The following is a 19,406-nucleotide window of genomic DNA, read 5'->3' on the forward strand; positions in this document are numbered from 1 at the left end:
GGGGCGCGGTAAGGCATCGGACGAACAAACTCCTCATGTCGACAGCGTTTGCTACCGATTTGGCAACCGTGTCCACCGCACCGCTCCATCGCCGGATCGACGGCGTGACCGCGCTGACTCTTGCGCTCGTCACGTTCGAGATCGGGTGGGTGCTGATCGGGCTCGGGCATGAGTGGGCCTATCCGGGGATCGGCTGGATTCCCGTGGTGACGATCGCGGCTCTGGCCGCGTACGCCTGCTGGAAGGTCTCGGTCCGGCTGGATCTGGCCGCGGCAACCCGCCGGTTCTGGCGCTCGCTCGCGTTGGCCTGTGCCGTTCTCACCGTCGGTGAGGTCAGCAACATGCATGACGCGCTCGGTGGGCCGGAGCCGTCGCAGTACATCAGCCCGTTCACGCTGGGGCTACTGCTCATCGTGGTGCTGATCATGATGTGGGCGATGCTGCGGCTGCCGGTCTGGCAGCGCACTCGCGGTGACTGGACGCGGTTCGGGCTGGATGCCGGGGTTCTGTTGATCACCTGCGCCGGCCTGCTCTCCAGCCTGTGGCTGCACACCGGCGGCGAATGGACCCGGCAGAACCTGGCGATGCTGGCGGTCTGCGCGCTCGCCATGGTCGGCGTGATCGCGATCGTCAAGGTGACCTTCGCGGGCACCGGCCGGCTGGACCGGCACGCCCTGCACATCCTGTCGGCCGGGGTGGCCCTGGCTGCGGCGAGCGGCGCGCTGAGCCCGATCTTCGTGGACCGCCCGTATCTCACCACGTCCTTCCTGGCCGGGCCGGTGGCGGGCCTGGCCACGGTGATCGCGGCGGCCCGCCAGATCCGGGCCGCCGGCATCCCGGTCGCCGTGCGCCGGCCGGGCCAGCGGTTCAGCGTCCTGCCCTACGTGGCGGTGGCGTCGATGACCGCGATGTTGCTGGCCGGCGAGATCGACGACGGGCCCGAGGAGTTAACCGTCGCGCTGAGCGTGGCCGCGATCACCGCGCTGGTGGTGATCCGGCAGATCAGCGCCCTGCGCGACAACGGCTGGCTGCTGGCCACCGTCGACGCCAACCTCTCCCAGCTGCAGGAGTACCAGACCGAGCTGGACCACCAGATCAGCCACGACGCGCTCACCGGCATCGCGAACCGGGAACGGTTCGCCGAGCAGGTCACCGCGCGGCTGGCGACCGGCGAGCCGTTCCACGTGGCGATGCTCGACCTCGACGACTTCAAGGTGATCAACGACCGGATGGGGCACAGCACCGGCGACGCCCTGCTGCGCACGGTCAGCCGGCGGTTGCGCGACGGCCTGCGCCCGCAGGACGTGGTGGCCCGGCAGGGTGGCGACGAGTTCACCCTGCTGTTGCCCGGTCTCGACGACGAGGCCGCGGCCCAGCTGCTGCGCGAGGTGCTCGGCCGGGTGCAGGAGCCGCTGTCGCTCAGCGGCAGCGATCTCGCGCCGCGGGTCAGCATCGGCGTCACCGCGGCCCGGTCCGGCGACACCCCGGAGGAGCTGGTCCGCCGGGCCGACGTGGCGATGTACGCGGCCAAGAACAACGGCGGCGGGCGGTGCACCTGGTTCGACCCGATCATGGACCAGCTCGCCGACGCCGACGCGAAGCTCGCCGCCGACCTGCGCCAGGCCATCACCCGGGACGAGTTGTTCCTGCTCTACCAGCCGATCGTCGAGCTGCCGCACGGCCGGCTGGCCGGGGTGGAGGCGCTGGTCCGCTGGCGGCACCCGGAGCAGGGTCTGGTCTCCCCCGCGACGTTCATCCCGCTGGCCGAGCGCAACGGCTACATCATCGAGCTGGGCCGGTGGATCCTGCGCGAGGCGGTCCGGCAGGCCACCGAGTGGGAGCAGACCTACGGCGAGAACGCGCCGGAGAAGGTCAGCGTCAACATCTCGGCCCGCCAGCTGCGCGAGCCCGGTTTCGTCGAGGAGGTGGCCGAGCTGCTGCGCACCTCCGGCATCAACCCGCACCGGCTGGTCGCGGAGGTCACCGAGACCGCGGTGCTGGGCACCGGCGAGGCCATCGAGGCGGTACGGGACCTGCACGCGCTCGGCCTGCGGATCGCCCTGGACGACTTCGGTACCGGCCAGTCGTCGCTGAGCCTGCTGGTGGACTGCCCGGTGAAGGTCCTGAAGGTGGACAAGTCGTTCGTCGACGGGGTGACCGGCTCGAGCGCTCAGGCGGTGATCGTGGACGGGCTGATCGGTATCACCGAGGGCCTGCAGATCGAGGCGGTGGCCGAGGGCGTGGAGACCGCCGACCAGGCGTACCGGCTGCACAAGATGGGCTACCGGCTGGCGCAGGGCTTCCACTTCGCGCGGCCGATGGCCGGCTCGGACATCGAGCTCCTGCTGACCGTGCCGGATCACCAGAAAGTCCGGCAAGCGTAAGTCCGCCGAAAAACCCGCCGATCAGGAAGTCGGGGAACCAACCGGACGGACGGGCGGGGGATGGACGTACGGCGCAAGCTGCTGGGCTCGTTCCTGGCGGCCGCCGCTCTGGTGGCCGCGACCGGCGGGGTCGTGTTGCAGGCCAACACGATCTCGGTGCGCAGTGCCGCCGTGACCGAGGCCGAGCAGCTGGCCCGGGGCATCGCCCAGGACATCGCGGTCGGCCCGGCGCCGAAACGGGAGGGCGAGTCCACCGCTCCGCTCCTCTACGACCCGGCGGCCCTCGCGGTCTACCTGGAACGCCAGCACGGGCTGCACCAGCGCGACATCGTCGTGGTGGACCGGAACCGGACGATCCTGGCCGATGTGGTCCCCGACGAGGTCGGCGAAACGTACGCCGAGGACAAGGGCGGCCAGGTCACCGCCACCATGGCCGACGGCCAGGCTCGGACCTTCGTCGAGGAAAGTGACGACAGCCCCGAGGGCATGCTGCAGGTGGTGGTACCGCTGACCGGAACGGCCGGCGTCACCAAGGGCGCGGTCGTCCTGGAATACACCCAGCTCTACCACCAGATGCTGGCCACCACCGCCACCGCCCGGAAGATCATCGTGGCGGCCGGGCTGGCCTGCATCCTGCTGGTGATGCTGCTCGGCTGGATCATCTCCCGGTCGATCACCCGGCGGATCAACTCGCTGACCCGGGCGGTGGAGGTGATCCGGGACGGCGATTACTCCCGCCGGGTCGGGATGGGCGGCACCGACGAGATCAGCCGGCTCGGGCAGGCCTTCGACGACATGACCGAGCGCCTGGAGGTCTCGGCGCGGGAGATCCTGGCCAAGGAGTACACCGACAGCATCCTGGCCAACGCCGGCGAGGGCATCTGCGGCGTCGGCGCCGACAACCGGATCATCTTCGCCAACGAGGCGGCCGGCCGGATCACCGGGCTCGGCGTGGACGGCCTGCTCGGCCTGGACTCCGGGGAGTTCCTGCCGAGCGGGGAGGACGCCGAGCGCGAGGTCACCATGCAGCGCCCAGACGGCACGTCGGTACGGGTCGCGTACTCGGTCAGCGTGATCGCCAAGGACGGCGGCGCGGTGGTCGTGCTGCGCGACGTCACCCGGCAGCGCGACCTCGAATACGACCTGCGCCACCAGGCCCTGCACGACGGCCTGACCGGCCTGCCCAACCGCAAGCTGTTCCTCGACCGGCTCGAGCACGCGATCAGCCGGGCCCGGGCGGCCGGCGAGTCCGCGGCCGTGCTCTACCTCGACCTGGACGGCTTCAAGAAGGTCAACGACAGCCTCGGCCACAACGCCGGCGACATGCTGCTGCGCACCACCGGCGACCGGCTGGCCGGGGCGTTGCGCCCGCACGACACGGTGGCCCGGCTCGGCGGCGACGAGTTCGCGGTGCTGCTGGAGGGCGCCTCCGCGGAGACCGTCGAGCAGCACACCCAGGCCTGCCTGGACGCGTTGAACCAGCCGTTCGTGGTGCACGGCCGCAAGGCGGTGGTGTCGGTGAGCATCGGCGTGGTGCCGGAGATCGCCGGCTACGGCGACGCCGAGGAGGTGCTGCGCAACGCCGACGTGGCGATGTACGCGGCGAAGGCCCGCGGCAAGGGCTGCTTCGAGATCTTCGAGAGCCGGATGCACGAACAGCTGATCGACCGGCTGGACAGCGAGGCCCGGCTGCGCGACGCCGTGCACCGCGGCGAGCTGCGCCTGCACCTGCAGCCGGTGGTCGCGCTGCCCGGCAAGCGGGTCGGCGGGGTGGAGGCCCTGGTGCGCTGGCAGGACCCGGAGCGCGGGCTGCAGCAACCGGGCTCGTTCATCCCGCTGGCCGAGGAGACCGGGCTGATCGCCGAGATCGACCGGTGGGTGCTGTTCGAGGCGTGCATGACGGTCAAGCGCTGGCAGGATCTGGCCCCGCACGCGTCGCCGGCCTGGGTGAGCGTGAACCTGTCGGCGGTCGAGCTGGAGATCCCGGACCTGACCGACCGGGTCGCGTACGCCCTGGCCACCACCGGCCTGTCGCCGCACTGCCTGGTCCTGGAGCTGACCGAGACGGTGCTGATGCGCGACCTCGCGGTCACCGCGGCCCGGCTCGAGGAGCTGCGCGAGCTCGGCGTGAAGATCGCCATCGACGACTTCGGCACCGGTTACTCGTCGCTTGGCTATCTGCGCGACATCCCGGTCGACGTGCTGAAGGTGGACCGCTCGTTCATCACCGGCCTGGTCGGCAACCAGCGGCAGCAGGAGCTGGTCAGCGCGGTGCTGCAGCTCGGGCACACGCTCGGTCTCAAGGTGGTGGTCGAGGGCATCGAGACCGAGGACCAGCTGGAGCTGCTGGGCCGGATGGGCTGCCGGTACGCGCAGGGTTACTTCCTGGGACGGCCGGAGCCGGTCGCCACGCTCATCGAACGCATGACAACCGGCTCCGCCATCTAGATCAACCCCCGACGAACACCGCAACCGTACGGGCGGGAACGGTGAACGTGCCGGTCGCCTTGGCGAAGGACGCCGTGCGGACGACCGGGTCGGCCGAGGCCCGCTGGACCGGGTGCAGGCTGATCTGCTTCCCGGCCAGCGCGGCCACGGTCTGGGTGGTAGCCGCCGAGGTGCCGTTGAAGACCACCGTCACCGTCCGGTAGTTCCGGTCGAGACCCCGTCCGTCCAGAGTCATCGTGATGACCCCCGGGGTCTCGGCGGAACCGCTGAGCGGGAACGACAGTCGCTTCTGCACCTCGGCGGCGGTCGGCAGGCCGAAGACCGGCGAGGAGGCGCGGATCTTCTGCAGCTCCTGGAAGGTCTGGTCGGCCTGGTTGATCGCCGCGCAACCGGGCTTCAACGACGAGTCGGCCAGCAGCGGCTTGGCGTAGACCCACTTGTCGGCGTTGTCGGCGGCGGGCGGCAGGCCACGGCCGAAGCCGTTGCCCTGAGTGCAATCCCAGATGATCTGGTTGAACCAGTCACCCGAGTTGTAGGAGTTCCGGTCGAGCGACTTCGACCGCAAACGCTCGCTGCCGCTCGCCACAAAACCAATTCCCTGCCCGAGTACGGTCGTGGCCAGCGCGACGGTCTGGGCTCGGGCCCGGTCGGCCGCCGTCGTCGACTGCGGCAGTTTGTAGGCGAACGCGTCGTACAGAATCTCGTTGTCGTGCGCGTCCACATAGGTGATCGCGTCCGACGGCTGGGCGGTGTACCCGGCCGGCACACCGTTGTAGTCGACCTGCGAGCCGGTGACGGTGGCCCCGGACGAGTCGACGAACTGGTACGCGGCGAGGTTGCCGCTGAGACCGACCTTGATCAGGTCCTGGTCGTGCAGGAGGCGGGCCTTCTGCTCGGCCGTGGTTCCGTTGACGGCGTCGCCGTTCGGGTCGGTGTAGAGGCCGGACGCGAAGCCCTGCGCCCGCGGGTTGGTGTCGAACGGTCCGCCACCGCGAACCGCGTCGCGGAGCCGGTCGTTGAAGGTGCCGATCCCGGTGCCGGCCATGTTGGCCTGAGTGGCCTGCACGAAGCGGGCGTTCCCGGTCACCTCGCCGAAGTCCCAGCCCTCGCCGTACACATAGATGTTCTTGCCGTCGACGCCGTCCTTCGCGAGGGTGAGCCCGTCGAGGGCTTTGCGAACCGCGAGGATGTTGGCCTTCGGGTGGTGGCCCATCAGGTCGAACCGGAAACCGTCCACCTTGTACGCCTTGGCCCAGGTGACGATGGAGTCGACGACCAGCTTGCCCATCATCGTGTTCTCGGTGGCGGTGTTGGCGCAGCAGGTGGAGTTGGCGACCGTGCCGTCGGCGAGCAGCCGCTGGTAGTAACCGGGCACGATCTGGTCGAGCACCGAGTGCGGGTCGACCCCGGCCGCCGAGGTGTGGTTGTAGACGACGTCCATGACCACCCGGAGCCCGGCCTTGTTGACTCCCTGGACCATCTGCCGGAATTCCTGCGTCCGGTTGTCGGGGTTCACCGCATAGCCGCCCTCGGGCGTCGTGTAGTGCAGCGGGTCATAACCCCAGTTGTAGCCGTCGGTGGCGGCCACCGCGGTCACGCATTTCTGCTGTTCTTCGGAATCCGGCGGCAGCGACGCCAGGTCACAGGCCGGCGTGGCCTGATCCGCCCGTTTCTCCGGAGTGGTCGCGAAATCGAACACCGGCAGCAGATGCAGGTGCGTGGTGCCGGCCTTCGCCAACGAGGTGAGGTGCTTCATGCCGGCCGTGTTCGGGTCGGTGAAGGCCTCGTACGTACCCCGTTCGGCGGCCGGGACCGTGGTGTCGGCGATCGAGAAATCCCGTACCGAAAGCTCGGAGATCTGGATCTTTGCCGGGCTGGTCGCGGCCGGTTTCCGGAGCGCGGACCAGCCGGCCGGCGCGAGCGCCGGATCATTCAGGTCGGCGATCCGGCTCAGCTTGGAGTCGGTCGAGAGAGCGATGGAGTACGGGTCGGTTACCGCCGCCGTGACGATCTTGTTGACGGCCGGCTGCCACGCGGTGACCCGGTACTTGTAGTACTTGCCCTTCCAACTCGACGGGCCTCGGACGCTCCACACGCCGGTGCGGTCGTCGCGCTTCATCGCCACGGTCTGCGGCGAGGAGGTGGTCGTGTCGTAGAGCTGCAGGTCGACCGTGCGGGCGGTGGGCGCCCAGACCGACAGGCTGGAGCCGACCGGGCCGAGGTCGGCGCCGGCGGCCGCCGCGTAGACGTCGTCGAGCACCCCGGCGGTCTGCACCCCGGTCGCGGAGAGCAGCTTGCCGAGCGCATCCCGCTCGGTGACGACGACCTGGCCGCGCAGGATGTCCTTGACGTTCCCGCTGCTCAGCGTGAAGGCGTCCTGGTCCCACAGGTGCGGGAACCTGGTGCGCTGGGCCTCGGTCAGGCCGTCCCTTCGGGCCGACAAGGCAATTGACGAGTACGCCCCGGTCAGCTCACCGTCGGCCACTCCGATGCCGCCGTCAGGCGCGAGGGCCAATTCGTATTTTTTGCCGTCGGTGTTGTCGCCCGGTTTCCAGGCGATCGTGGTTCGGTCGAGCCAGACCGCGCTCTCCTTGGTCAGGTCGATCACGCCGCCGGCGCCGGCCTTCTTGACGATCGGCAGCAGCCGATCGGTGACGCCGCCGAGCAGCCAGACCTCCCGGCCCGCGGACGCGAAGTCGAGCCGCTGGTCGGTGGGCAGATCCTTGTTGTCGCCGTTGTGGATGATGTAGCTCAGCCCGGTCGCCCCGGCCGCCAGGGGCACCTTGAAGGTGACGCCGTACGAGTCGGTCTCGGCCGGTTGCAGCGGGCTGCTCCAGTCGGTGCCGGTGGCGGCGCCGTCCCAGACGTGCAGGCCCCAGCCGGTGTAGTTCCCGTCCGCCCGGCGGTAGTGGATGACCGCGGTGTTCTGGTCCTGGGCCGGGTAGTCGTGGCTGGTGCTGACGCCGGTGTCACCCTGCTTGAGCCAGACCTCGGCGTTCTTGCTGGGGTCGAGCGACCGGTCAGCCTCGGTGTCCTTGACGCCGTCGGAGTTCACCACGATGAAGCCGACGTTCTTGGCGCCCGGCTTGAGCTTCACGTAGGCGAACGCGCCGTACGCGTCCCGGCCGACGAACTTCTGCCCGTTGGGCCAGGTGGAGGCCATCGAGTCGTCGACGTCGCCCCAGACGTAGAGGTTCCAGTCGTCGTAGTCGCCGGCCGGCCGCTGGTAGTGCACGACCGCGTAGTCGGGGCTGGTCGAGACGACCGGGGTGCCGACGGTGATGGCGCTGGTGGTGGACCCGAGCCGGCCCTTGCTGTCGCGCACGACCGCCTTGTACCGCACGGTCGTGCCGCCGGCCAGGCCGTCGAGGTCGTGGTAGATCGTGTACGGCGCCTTGGTGGCGGTGCCGACGAGCTGCCACGGGCCGTCGCCGACCTGCGCGGCCAGGGTCACGGTCGACAGCGGGTCGCCGGTGACCTGAGCGGTGATCGCGGCCTGGGTGGGCACCAGCGCGCCGGCGGCCGGGGAGGTGATGGTGACGGCCGGGGCGGCCGACGGGACGGCGACCGGGGTGTCGGCCCGCAGCACCACGGTGGACAGTGCGGGGACCGTGACGGTCAGCTTGCCGTCGGCGCCGGACTTGATCGCGGTGCTGCCGCCGTAGATCGTGCGGAAGTTCGCGGCCGCCGACGAGGTGTCGAAGGTGACGGTCTGCGCGGTGGTGGCGTTGTTGGCGGCTACCACGTACTCGTTGCGCTTGCTCGCGTCGATCCGGGAGGCGGCGAAGACGCTGCCGGCCGAATACCGGGTGATCTGCTCGCCGCTGACCAGGGTCGGGTTGGCCTTGCGCAGGGCGGCCAGCGACGCGATGGTCCGGTAGATCGGGTGCGCGGTGTTGTAGTTGTCGACGGCGTGGGTGCGGTCGGTGCCGATCAGGTCGTCGTCGAGGTAGTCGGCCGACTTCGACGCGAACAGGTCCTGCCGGGCGTCCTTGTCGCCGCCCGGGCCGGTGAAGCCCTGCTCGTCGCCGGAGTAGACGACCGGCTGGCCGCGGGTGAGGAACATCAGCTCGTGCGCGAGTTCGTCTCTTTTCAAATACGACGAAGCCTCGGCGCTGCTGGACTCGATGAACGAGCCGATCCGGCCCATGTCGTGGTTGCCGAGGAAGGTGGGCAGCCGGTTCGCGTTGGTGTCCCGGGCGGTGTAGAGCGCGTCCTTGGCGTACACGTCGGCCAGGGATTGCGCCGAGCCGTTGCCGGTCACGAAGCCGTTCGCGGCGGCCTGGAAGGAGAAGTCCAGGGTGGCCGGCAGGCCGCCCTCGCGGACGTAGGTCGACTCGATCTCCTGCTCGGCGCTGTAGACCTCGCCGAACATGAAGTAGTCCTTGCCCGCCGCCTTCTTGATGCCGGCCGCGAACTGCGGCCAGAAATCGAGGTCGGTGTGCTTGACGGTGTCCAGGCGGTAGCCGTCGATGCCGGTGCTGGTGATCCAGTCGGCGTAGATCTTCGTCATGCCCTTCACGACTTCGGGACGCTCGGTCCACAGGTCGTCGAGGCCGTAGAAGTCGCCGTACTCGCTGTTCTCCCCGGCGAAGGTGGAGTTACCGCGGTTGTGGTACATCGTCGGGTCGTTCAGCCAGCTCGGCGTTTTCGCTACCGCGTCCGATTTGTTCGTAAATACCGGCGTATAGGGGAAGCTCGCCGCGTTGACCTTCGGGAAGCCGTTCTGGCCGTCCGAGTAGTTCCGGTCCTCAAATGGCTGCCCGGAGGCGTCTTTATAAGGGGCCGTCGCCTTGTCGATGTAGTCGTACTTGTTCTCGGCGTACTGGATCACGTCGGCCGTGTGGTTGACGATGATGTCCAGGTAGATCTTCAGGCCTCGCTGGTGGGCGAGCTTGACCAGGCGCTTGAGGTCGGCGTTGGTGCCGAAATGCGGGTCGACCTGGGTGAAGTCGGTGATCCAGTACCCGTGGTAGCCGGCCGAGATGTCGGTGCCGCTGCCCTGCACGGGACGGTTCTTGAAGACCGGGGCGAGCCAGATCGCGGTCGTGCCGAGCCCCTGGATGTAGTCCAGCTTGTCGATCACGCCCTGCAGGTCGCCACCGTGGTAGAAGCCCTTGTCGGTGGGGTCGTACCCGGTCTGCAGGCGGTCGCCGGTCAGACCGCCCTTGTCGTTGGCCTTGTTGCCGTTGGCGAAGCGGTCGGGCAGGACGAAGTAGTACTGCTCGGCCGTGGTGAGCCGATCGCTCCCCCACGAGGCGATCGTCGAGTCGCTCGGTGCCTTGGGGGCGGCGGCCGCCTCGGCAGCGGGCAGGGCGACGAAGAACGGAAGAGACAAACTCAATAAGGCAGCTAAAAGCCGTTTCGCGACCACACTGTCCCCTTAATTATGTGCCGCCCAGACCTGGAAGGCCGGGCCGTAGCCATCGATGGCGGTGACCCCATCGGGTTCGGTGTACAGCGGCTCGGCGCCGCCGTAAAGGTTCTCCCAGCGGGTCCCGGCCGGCAGGTCGGTGATCCGCAGCGGTTCGCTCGCTTGGCGCCGGGCCATCACGAGTATCGATTCTCCGGCGCTCTCCCGCAGAAAGAGCAGAGTGTCGGCGTCGCCGGCCACCCAGCGCAGATCGCCCCGGGTGAGTGCCGGGTGCGCTTTCCGGAGCGCGATCAACTGCTGGTAACGATTGAACGTGGCCCGGTCCCAGGAATCCGGCCGGTCCCACGGCATCGGCTGCCGGGCCGAGTCGAGGTTGTCGCCGGTCACCCCGATCTCGTCGCCCGCGAAGATCATCGGGGTGCCGGGCAGGGTCAGCAGCAGCCCGGCCGCGACCTCCTGCCGGTCGGCGGTGCCCACCACGGTGCGGATCCGGGCGGTGTCGTGCGAACCGAGGATCGACCACGAGGTCGTCCAGGACCGCCAGGACATCTGCGCCTGGAACGCCATCATGGTGGCGGTGGTGGCCGCCGCGTCCCGGGCCGGCACCTCCCCCGGCACCCCGAGGAAGTCGTCGAACGGCAACTCCTCGGCCCGCAGCCAGCCCCAGATCGGGCGGGTGAAGCCGGAGTAGTTCATCGTGCCGTGCCAGCCGTTGCGGTCCAGGTCACCGGTGGCGTCGTGGCAGTGCTCGGCGATCAGCAGGCCGTCCGGCCGGGCCTCGCGCAGCAGCCGGGCCACCTCGTAGGTCCAGTCGTCGGCGCCCCGGCGGCCGGTCATGTTGGCCACGTCGATGCGCCAGCCGTCGAGCTGGTCCGGGTAACGCTGAATGATCTCGACGAAGCGGCGGCGCAGTTCGGCCGAGCCCCAGTTCAGCTTGGGCAGCGAGCGATGGCCGAGCCAGAACTCATTCGGGTAGTAGAGATCGGGCTGCTCGGTGAACCAGGAATGCGCGCTGCCGGTGTGGTTGGTGGTCAGGTCGCCGAGGATCCGCATCCCCCGCCCGTGCACCGCGTCGGCCAGCCGGGCCAGCGCGGCGTCGCCGCCGAGCAGCGGGTCGACCCGCTCGAAACTGGACGCGTCGTAGCGGTGCGCGGAGCGGGACGGGAAGAACGGCGTGAGGTAGAGCGTGTCGGCCCCGAGCGCGGCGATGTGGTCGAGCCGGCGCGTGATGCCGTCCAGGTCACCGCCGTAGAAGACCTGGGTGGCTTTGGGGCCGGTAACCGCCGGGGTGTCCCAGGAGGCCGGGATCGCCCAGTCCGGGGTTTCCCGGTCGCTCGCCGCGGCCGACCGGGCGAACCGGTCCGGGAAGATCTGGTAGACCACCGCGTCCCGCGCCCAGGCCGGCGGGGCCGAGTGGGTGACCAGCCGGAAGTCGGTATTGTCCGGCACGTCGTAATGGGTGAGGCCGAGGCCGGTCAGCCAGCGCACGCCCTGGTTGGTGCGGATCAGGAAGCGGTACGGCGTGACCGGGTTGCGCACCGGCATCTCGGCCCGCCACCACACGTCACCGGTCGGGTCCGTCCGGTCCACGACGGCCGAGGTGAAGACCGGCTCGCCGTCGCTGAGCCGGCGCAGGTGGATCCGGCTGGCCCGGACCCCGGCCGGCACCCGGACGAAGACGCTTACCGTCTCGCCGAGCGCCGGTGCCGGGTTCGAGACATACAGCTCGGAGCCGTCGTGGTGCGGAATCATCCCTTGACCGCCCCCGCGGTGAGGCCCTCGACGATGTAGCGCTGCAGCATCTGGAAGACCAGGACGGTCGGGATCGCGGTGAGCAGCGTGCCGGCGCAGAAGATGCCGAAGTTGGTGTTGCGCTGCTCGGCCGCGACCAGGCCCCACAGGCCGACCGACAGGGTCTTCGAGCCGGAGTCGGTGAGGAAGATGTTGGCCAGCACGAACTCGTTGATGGTGCTGATGAACGCGAGCAGCCCGGTCACCGCCAGCACCGGCGCCACCAGCGGCAGCAGGATCCGGAAGAAGATCTCGACGTGTGACGCACCGTCCACGGTGGCCGACTCGTCCAGCTCGCGCGGGACGGTGTCGAAGAAGCCCTTCATCAGCCAGGTGCTCACGCCCAGCGCCCCGCCCAGGTAGAGCAGGATGATGCCCCACCAGGTGTTGAAGCCGATCGACGGCCAGTAATCGGTGATCGTCCCGAAGATGAGGAAGATCGCCACCACCGCCAGGAACTGCGGAAACATCTGGATCAACAGCAGGGAGAGAAGGCCCACGCGCCGACCGCGGAAACGGCGGCGGCTGAAGGCGTACGCGGCGAGCGCCGACAGGAACACCGACACCGCCGACGCGACACCGGCGATGACCACCGAGTTCAGGAACCACTTGGGGAAGTCGGTGTCGGTCAGCAGCTTCTGGAAGTTGCCGAACGACAGGCCGGTCGGCATCAGCTGGCTCGAGGAGAGCGTGCCGAGCGGGTTGAACGCCGCGGACAGCACGAACAGGATCGGCCCGAGTGAGAACGCCACGGCCAGCAGTCCGACGGCATGACGCCACCCGACCTGTTTCATCCAGCGCTTCACGCGTACACCTCCTCTTGTGCTCTTGTCCTTCTAAAGGCGATCGCCGAGACGACGCCGACGATCATGAAGATGAAGATCGAGATCGCCGCGGCGTAGCCGTACTGCGCACCGGAGCCGCCGAAGGCGAGGCGGTAGGTGTACGTGATCAGCAGGTCGGTCGCGCCGTTCATCGGGTTGTCGGCCGGGAACGGGCCACCCTCGGTGGTCAGGTAGATCGCGTTGAAGTTGTTGAAATTGAACGCGAACGACGAGATCAACAGCGGAGTCAGCGCAACCATCAGCAGCGGCAGCACAATCCGGCGGAAGCTCTGCCAGGCGCCGGCACCGTCGATCCGGGAGGCCTCGGACAGCTCGGCCGGGATGGCCTGCAGCGCGCCGGTGGTCACCAGGAACATGTACGGGTAACCCAGCCACAACTGGACCAGCAGCACCGCGAGCCGGGCCGTGCCGGTCTCGCCCATCCAGTTGACGTGCAACCCGAACAGGTTGTTGATCAGGCCGAAGTCGGTGTTGAACATGTCCCGCCAGACCAGCAGCATGGCGAAGGCCGGCATCGCGTACGGCAGCACCAGCAGCAGCCGGTAGACATTACGGCCGCGCACCTTCTTGGAGTGCAGCGCGAGCGCGACAAGCATGCCGAGGATGAAGGTGCCGCCGGTGGAGCCGAGCGCGAACGCGAAGTTCCACACCAGCGTCGACAGGAACGGCCCGGAGATGGACCGGTCGGTGACGACCCGGGTGAAGTTGCTGAACCCGACGCCGACCTTCCAGCCCTGGGCCAGCCGCTCGCCGTCGGCCGCGACGAACGCGCCCAGGCTCTCGTCGGCGGTCCAGGTCTTGCCGGTGGTGGTGTCCCGGACGCAGTCGCAGGCCTTGTCGTAGGCCCGGCCGGCCTTGCCCTCGTAGGCGCGGGAGAGCCCGGACGAGCGGATCGCGCCGCCGTCGACCGGCACCGCGAGGTCGGTGATCTCCTTGCTGCGCAGGCTGGCCTGCCCGGCGTTGAGGATCGTGTAGCCGTCGGCCGCGGTGACCTTGCCCGAGCTGCTGACGGTGGCGTCGTCGATCTTCTTGAGCCCGTCGGCGTCGCCGGCCGAGACCTGCTTGCTGACCGGGTCGGTGATCAGGAAGACCAGTGGCCCGGTGGCCGGATTGCCGGTGGTCGCAACGCTCAGCGCGTACTGAAGGGAGCCGGGCACCTGGGTGACCGACGCGCTCTCGATGGCCACGACGGCCTCGTCCTTGTTTCCGCGGTGTCCGTCGCCGTAGTTGGTGAACGCGGTGCTGGCGGTGTAGAGGACCGGGAAGATCTGGAACGCGATGAGCAGGACGGTGCCCGGCGCCAGGTACTTGGCCGGGATGTGCCGCGGCGTGAGGTAGAGCCAGAGCAGGACGGCCGTGGTCGCTACCAGGATGCCGAGCCCGATCCAGGCCTCGTTGGCGACCAGCGGGAACGCGGCCCAGATGGCGATCGCGACGACCAGTCCGAGTAGGACGATCTTGACGATGCGGCCGGTCAGCCCGGTGTTGCGCTCCGGCGGCTCATCGTTGTCGGGGGCGGGGAGGGCCCGCGTGACGGGCCCTCCGAGCTGCGTCGTCATTTACTTGATCGAGCCCGAGATGGTCTTGCCGGCGGCCTCGATGGTCTTGGCCGGGTCGGCCCCACCGATGATCGCGGCCTCGGCCTTGCCGAACGGGTCCCAGATGGCGGCCATCTCCGGGATCGCCGGCAGCGGGATCGCGTTCTTACCGGCGTCCTGCCACTTGGCCAGGTCCGGGTCGCTGCCCTTGACCTGGTCGAAGGCGGCGGTCAGGGCCGGCGGGCGGGGCTCGGCGTTGTAGAGGGCGACGGCCAGGTCGGGAGTGGTCACGTAGTTGGTGACGAACTCCTGGGCCAGGGCCTTGTTCTTGCCCTTGGACGCGACGTAGAAGGTCTGCACGCCGAGGAACGGGGTGGCGGGCTTGCCACCGGCGAACGCCGGGACCGGGGTGATGTCGTACTTGATGCCGGCCTTCTTGATGTCCGTGATCGCCCACGGGCCGGAGATCAGGAACGCGCTCTTCTTGCCGGTGAACGTGGAGATCGAATTGTCCGAGGTGATCGAGCGCTTGAGCGCGCCCGAGCCCTTCTCACCCAGCGTCGCGATCTTCTTGAACGCGGCGACCGAGGCCGGGTTGCCGACACCCAGGTCCTTGGCGTTGTAGTCGCCGTTCGCGCTGGTGCCGAAGAGGTAGCCGCCGGCCGACGCGTACAGCGGGTACAGGTGGTAGGCGTCGCCGGTCTGTCCGACCTGGAGGGAGAGGATCTCCGAGGCCTTCTTCTCAGTCTTGAGCTTCTGACCGGCGGAGACCAGGTCCTCGATCGTGGCCGGGGCCTCGGGGGCGAGCTCGGTGTTGCGGATCAGCGCGATGTTCTCGGTCGCGTACGGGACGCCGTAGGTCTGGCCGTTGAAGGTGACGGCCTTCAGGGCGTTCTCGGCGATGCCGGCCTTCTGGTCGGCGGAGAGCTGCACCGGGTCGATGGCGCCGTTCTGCACCAGGTTGCCGATCCAGTCGTGCGCGCCGACCATCACGTCCGGGCCGCTGCCCTGCTGGGAGGCGGTGACGAAGGTGGTCTGCTGGTCCTTCGAGATCGCCTGGATCTTGACGGTCACGCCGTTCTCGGTGCCGAACTTGTCGGCGAACGGCTTGAGGGCGGCCGCCCGCTTGTCGTCGGCCCAGATCACGAGTTCGCCGGTTGCTGCTTTGGCGGACGGGTTGTCAGTGGTGGCGGTGTCGTTCTTGCTGCCGCCGCAACCGGCGGCCAGCAGGGGGATGGTCATGGCGGCGACCACGCCCATGGCACGGAGGCGCATATGGGTCTCCTGTCGGGTCTGATTCCAGAAAGAAGTTGCAACCACCGACACGAATTGATCATCATGTGTCGGCTGTGTTGCCGGGACGTTAGCAAGCACTTGCAGAGAATGGAAGGGCTTGCAGACCCGGGGTGCATTGCTACGGTGTGCGCCATGCGTGCACGGATGGCCGACATTGCCCGTCAGGCCCAGGTCAGCGAGGCGACGGTGTCGCGGGTCATCAACGACCGCCCCGGCGTCTCCCATGAAACCCGGATGGCAGTGCTGACAGCGCTCGACGTCCTCGGCTACGAACGGCCGGAACGCTTACGCAAGCGTTCGGCCGGCCTGGTCGGCCTGGTCGTCCCCGAGTTGGAGAACCCGATCTTCCCGGCGTTCGCCCAGGTCATCGAGTCGACGCTGGCCCAGCAGGGGTTCACCCCGGTGCTCTGCACGCAGTCGCCGGGCGGGGTCACCGAGGACGAGTACGTGGAGATGCTGCTCGACCGCCAGGTCAGCGGGATCGTCTTCGTCTCCAGCCTGTCCGCCGACACCGCCGCCGACCCGTCGCGCTATCAGCGGCTGCTCGAGCGTCCGCTTCCGATCGTGCTGGTCAACGGCTATGCGGAGACGATCGACGCGCCCTTCGTCTCGTGCGACGACCGGCTCGCCGGCGACCTCGCGGTCAGCCATCTGGTCGCGCTCGGGCACCGCCGGATCGGGATGATCTCCGGACCGAACCGGTTCATCAACACGCAGCGCAAACTGGCCGGCTACCGCACCGCGATGGAGCGCGAGCTGGGCGTCATCGACCCCGAGGTGTCGCTCACCCTGTTCGGTGTCGAGGGTGGTGAGGTGGCCGCGGATCGCCTGCTCGCACAGGGTGTCACCGGCCTGATCTGCGGTTCCGACCTGATGGCGCTGGGTGCGATCCGGGCCGCCCGGCGGCGCGGGCTGCACGTCCCGAAGGACGTCTCGGTGATCGGTTTCGACGACTCGCCGCTGATCGCGTTCACCGACCCGCCGCTGACCACGTTGCGCCAGCCGGTGGCCTCGATGGCGGTGGCCGCCTGCCGCTCGCTGATCGACGAGATCAACGGCCACGGGGCACCGCGCTCGGAGTACCTTTTCCGCCCCGAACTGGTCGTTCGCGAGTCGACAGCGATTGCACCGAGCCGCCGGGAGCTGTCGCCGGCCTGACGAAACTTCCCCGCAAGTTCTTTCAGTAATTGCACGAACGCCCACGATCTTTTCCGGCGCCGACCGCCCTTAACCGGTTCGGCGGTTACCCAACTGTCACAATGATCGTCATGGGTCTGTTCACGGTGGCGGAGGCGCGGGCGGAACTGGCCCGGCTCCGCCCGATGCTCGATGAGATCGTGGCGGTGCGGGCGGACATGGTGGAACTCTCCGCGGCACTCACCGGCGGCGGGCCACCGACGACGCTCGGCGGCCTGCCCGAACGCAAGGCGGCCGAGGCCCGGCTCAACGAGCTGATGACCGAGATCCAGGAGACCGGCGCCGAGCTCAAGGGCGTCGCACCCCTGCTCGTCGACTTCCCGGCCGACCTGGACGGCGTACCCGTACTGCTCTGCTGGTTGGAGGGGGATACCGCGCTGGAGTGGTACCACCGCCTCGACCTGGGCTTCGCCGGACGGCGGCGGCTGAACATCTAAGATCGCCCGCCATGGGTGTGGTGTGGGCGGACGGCGAGCGGGAGCGGTGGCTGGCTCGGGCGGCGGCGCTCGATCACGGGCTGGAGCAGCCCGACTGGGTCACCGCGGCGACCGGTGCCGACAAGCTCTCCGACCTGAAACCCGCCCAGGTCACGTGGCTCTTCGCCAAAGGACCCGAGGCGTCGGCGCGGGCGTTGCTCGCCACCACGCTGTTCCTGCGCCAGCGGCAGCGGGTCGACCTGGGCCGGGTCGCGATCGCCCGGTTCGAGCTGGACGCGCTGCCGCTCGCGCTGAACGAGGCCGGCGAGAACGCCGACCGGCTCGGCCTGCTCCTCCTTCCGTTCTCCGGGCCGGAGGCGGCCGCGCTGGTCGCGGGCTGGCTGCGCCATCTCGGATCGGCCCGGCTGTGGGCGCGGTTGTGGCTGGCCCGGCATCCCGAAGCCGCTGCGGAAGCCCTCGTCCCGGCCGCGGCCGGGAAGCCGGGCCGGGCCCGGCAAAATGCCGAGGACGCGCTTCGCTATCTGGCCGCGATCGGTCACCCTTCCTTTTCTCCAACAGCGCCGGCCGTACGCAAGGGGAAAGCGCCAGCCTGGACGCGGCCCGAGCGGCTGCCGGAGATTCGGCTGGCCTCGGGCGGGTTCCTGCCATCAGCCGACGTCGTTCGGCTGATCGACGCGTTGCGGCAGGCTCGCCTGGACGACCCGCTGGAGCCGCCGCCCGGGTCGCTGGACGACGGTGACCGGCCGCTTGTCGTCGAGTCGTCGGCGGCCGCGCAACCGCTGGTGGCCGCACTCGAACCGGCGCTGTTCGCGGGCTGCGACCGGGCCGGTCTCGCGGAGTTCGGGCGGGCGCTGCTCGACGAGTGGCTCACCGACGAGATGCCGGCGTCGGAGGCGTGGGTGGTGCTGGCCCAGGCGCACCTCGGCGACGACACCACGATGGACCAACTCGCGCCGCAGGTGCGGTCCTGGCCGGCGCGCAGCCGGTGGGCGCGGGCGATCGACGGGCTCGCGGTGCTGGCCACGGTCGGTTCGGACGTGGCGTTGCGGCACCTGCTGGCGATCGAGGAGGGCATGTCGGGCGGGCCGACCAACGAGCGGGCCATCGTCTACCTGGCCCAGGCCGCCGCCCGGCGCGGACTGTCCGTCACGCAGCTCGCCGACCGGCTGACCATCACGCACGGTTTGGACACCGGGATCACGCTCGATTACGGGCCGCGGGCGTTCACCGTGGTCGTCGACGATCAGCTCACCCCGTACGCCCAGGATGCCGGCGGTCGCCGCCTGGCCCGACCACCGAAACCCGGCGTCAAGGACACCGATCCCTCGGCGTACCAACGTTTTCTGCGGTTGAAGAAAGACCTGCGGGCGACCGCGGTGGCGCAGATCGCGCGCCTGGAACGGGACATGCTGGCGCATCGGCTGCGGCCGGCGAGCGACTTCCGGGCCGTCCTGCACCCGCACCCGATCCTCGGACCGATCGTGCGGCGGCTGCTGTGGGGCGAATACGACGCGGGTCGCCTGGTCCGGGTGCTGCGGATCGCCGAGGACGGCAGTTTCGCCGACCGGCACGACACCACCGCGACGGTCGACCCCGGCGCGCAACTCGGCATCGTGCACCCGGTCGAGCTGGGCGACGACCTGGCCGGCTGGGCGCAGATCATCGCCGACTACGAGATCCTGCAGCCGTTCGCCCAGGTGAACCGCTCGATGGTGGCACTGACCGAGGAGCAGCGCGCGGCGACGAGCCTGCCCGGTTTCGGCCCGCTGCCGAGCGAGCGGGTCGCCGCGCTGGAGAACCGGCAGTGGCACGGCAACGGCTTCATCACCGAGAGCCGCGAGCACACCCAGCTGGCCCACGGCCTGCCCGGCGGCCTGACCCTGCTGATCGAGCTGGACCCGGGAGTGTCGACGTCGGGCTACCAGACGGTCGACACCCAGCGGATCACCGAGATCTGGGCCGACGAAACCTGGTCCGACCACTGGCAGGTAGCGCGGCGGATCCCGCTGGGCGCCTGCGACCCGACCGCCCTGTCCGAGCTGCTGGTCGAGCTGCACGCGGCGGTCCGGGAGTGATCACCGGCCCTCAGCGCGAAC

General features: G+C 69.3%; 10 protein-coding genes. 5 read left to right on the forward strand and 5 right to left on the reverse strand.

Annotation, left to right across the window (positions count from 1 at the left end; genetic code table 11):
* Positions 1–68 precede the first annotated feature (68 nt).
* Together Ate02nite_RS00250 and Ate02nite_RS00255 are read left to right on the forward strand one after the other, a co-directional pair.
* Entirely contained in the window at positions 69–2,384 is a 2,316-nt protein-coding gene (locus Ate02nite_RS00250; protein WP_203797195.1) for a putative bifunctional diguanylate cyclase/phosphodiesterase, read from the forward strand.
* Between the two features lie 642 nt (positions 2,385–3,026).
* Positions 3,027–4,832 (forward strand): putative bifunctional diguanylate cyclase/phosphodiesterase, encoded by a 1,806-nt coding sequence (locus Ate02nite_RS00255; RefSeq protein ID WP_239147042.1) that lies wholly within the window; start codon positions 3,027–3,029, stop codon positions 4,830–4,832.
* Position 4,833: 1 nt separating this feature from the next.
* Here Ate02nite_RS00255 and pulA read toward each other — a convergent pair whose 3' ends face one another.
* The 5 genes from pulA to Ate02nite_RS00280 are packed head-to-tail and all read right to left on the reverse strand — an operon-like array spanning position 4,834 to position 15,655.
* A complete protein-coding gene (pulA, locus tag Ate02nite_RS00260) occupies positions 4,834–10,176 on the reverse strand; it encodes a pullulanase-type alpha-1,6-glucosidase (RefSeq protein WP_239147023.1) in 5,343 nt (1,780 codons plus the stop codon).
* A gap of 39 nt (positions 10,177–10,215) precedes the next feature.
* Entirely contained in the window at positions 10,216–11,958 is a 1,743-nt protein-coding gene (locus Ate02nite_RS00265) for a glycoside hydrolase family 13 protein (protein WP_203797201.1), read from the reverse strand.
* Entirely contained in the window at positions 11,955–12,791 is an 837-nt protein-coding gene (locus tag Ate02nite_RS00270) for a sugar ABC transporter permease (protein WP_203797633.1), read from the reverse strand. Before Ate02nite_RS00270 ends, Ate02nite_RS00265 begins: the two co-directional genes overlap by 4 nt.
* An 8-nt stretch (positions 12,792–12,799) precedes the next feature.
* Complete coding sequence (locus tag Ate02nite_RS00275) at positions 12,800–14,401, reverse strand: ABC transporter permease subunit (RefSeq protein WP_203797202.1); 1,602 nt, start codon at positions 14,399–14,401, stop codon at positions 12,800–12,802.
* Entirely contained in the window at positions 14,402–15,655 is a 1,254-nt protein-coding gene (locus Ate02nite_RS00280; RefSeq protein ID WP_203797204.1) for a sugar ABC transporter substrate-binding protein, read from the reverse strand.
* Positions 15,656–15,808: 153 nt separating this feature from the next.
* Between Ate02nite_RS00280 and Ate02nite_RS00285 the strand changes: the two genes are divergently transcribed.
* The 3 genes from Ate02nite_RS00285 to Ate02nite_RS00295 all read left to right on the forward strand — a co-directional run bounded on the left by Ate02nite_RS00285 (position 15,809) and on the right by Ate02nite_RS00295 (position 19,385).
* A complete protein-coding gene (locus Ate02nite_RS00285) occupies positions 15,809–16,834 on the forward strand; it encodes a LacI family DNA-binding transcriptional regulator (RefSeq protein ID WP_438871137.1) in 1,026 nt (341 codons plus the stop codon).
* Positions 16,835–16,944: 110 nt separating this feature from the next.
* Positions 16,945–17,310 carry a DUF2203 domain-containing protein gene (locus Ate02nite_RS00290; protein ID WP_203797206.1) on the forward strand — a complete coding sequence of 122 codons (366 nt, stop codon included), beginning with the start codon at positions 16,945–16,947 and terminating at the stop codon, positions 17,308–17,310.
* 11 nt (positions 17,311–17,321) lie between these two features.
* Positions 17,322–19,385 (forward strand): DUF4132 domain-containing protein, encoded by a 2,064-nt coding sequence (locus tag Ate02nite_RS00295; protein WP_203797207.1) that lies wholly within the window; start codon positions 17,322–17,324, stop codon positions 19,383–19,385.
* Positions 19,386–19,406: the final 21 nt, after the last annotated feature.

Origin of the sequence: Paractinoplanes tereljensis, assembly GCF_016862435.1 — a bacterium.
GTDB lineage: Bacteria > Actinomycetota > Actinomycetes > Mycobacteriales > Micromonosporaceae > Actinoplanes > Actinoplanes tereljensis.